The sequence below is a fragment of the Hyphomonas polymorpha PS728 genome, assembly GCF_000685315.1.
GTDB lineage: Bacteria > Pseudomonadota > Alphaproteobacteria > Caulobacterales > Hyphomonadaceae > Hyphomonas > Hyphomonas polymorpha.
The window spans coordinates 1-1013 of record NZ_ARYM01000060.1 but is presented as its reverse complement, the minus strand read 5'-3'; the positions used below and the strand labels follow the sequence as shown (position 1 = coordinate 1013).

The window sequence follows — 1013 nt, the reverse complement described above, 5'->3', positions numbered from 1 at the left end:
GCTTAAAAATGGGATGATTACCCCCCGACCCTTGGCGCGCAACCGGCCAGGAAAGCCTTTCCGCCCTCTTAGCCGCGCCGATACCGCCACTGACGCGGGTGGGGTTGGGGGTAACTGACTACTGCTTTACTCTGCTTGATGCTGCGTCTGCAGTACAACTTCTTGTCGTGCTCGAGCGATGCATACTCCCGCGAGAATGGCGTACGCCTCTACATAATGCCTTCCGAAATACGCTGTGCGTTCGGGATCATTTTGGGTGTGATGTTTGGTGATCTCGCCCCGAGGCTGTGAGCTGGAATTATCATTCCTCACTTTCCACAAAATATAGTCGCATTCAGGCGCGGGCTCGCGAACACGAAATTCAATGTGTCTAGATTTCGCTATCCAGCCAACAGCATCAAGAATCTTCTGAGGGAATCCATTTCCCTGAAGCGCTTTGGCGACAATACGCATCTCAGACTGAACTAATGTTGGTATGCCCTTATCAAACAGAAACTCCTCGGTTGCAGGCCGTCGATAGCGACCCCCTGTGAAAAGTGAGCTTATTCCTTTTTCATCTTTTACTTGTTCCAGCTGCATTAGAAAATAATCCGCAGCTTCTTCGATTAGGTCGCGTTGAGGAGTTTCTAGAGACTCAACGTAAGCATCTATAAATACTCTTCCGTTCGCTCTGTCACGAAATTGAGCCTTTCTTATTAAGCTGGGAATTGATCTCATTACCTCGAAAACGGCGTCAAATATTGTCGTACTTGGGTTGCTCGAAAAGTGCGCATACACTGCTTGCTCAATATGAAAGGACTTCATTGCAAAATCTGCGTAGCGATTTTTTGTGGCACGCCGCCAACCCTTTATGATTTTGGCGGCCCTCCTGAAGTCTTCATTCCGCGCGTTCATGTCAGAAGCAGTTTGCGTGTACCCTCTTGGATCGGAGAGAATCCACCCCATGGACTTTCGCCCATTGGACACTGCTGCTTCTAGCGCAGTTCTTTGGTAAGCGTCCGGCCTGACCGACC

At 49.8% G+C, this 1013-nt stretch carries 1 protein-coding gene; it reads right to left on the bottom strand.

Going from position 1 to position 1013, the window contains the following annotated elements; genetic code table 11:
- Positions 1–126: 126 nt before the first annotated feature.
- Positions 127–1013: nucleotide-binding domain-containing protein (locus tag HPO_RS19370; protein WP_206742199.1), on the bottom strand; the 887-nt coding region annotated here is incomplete at its 5' end.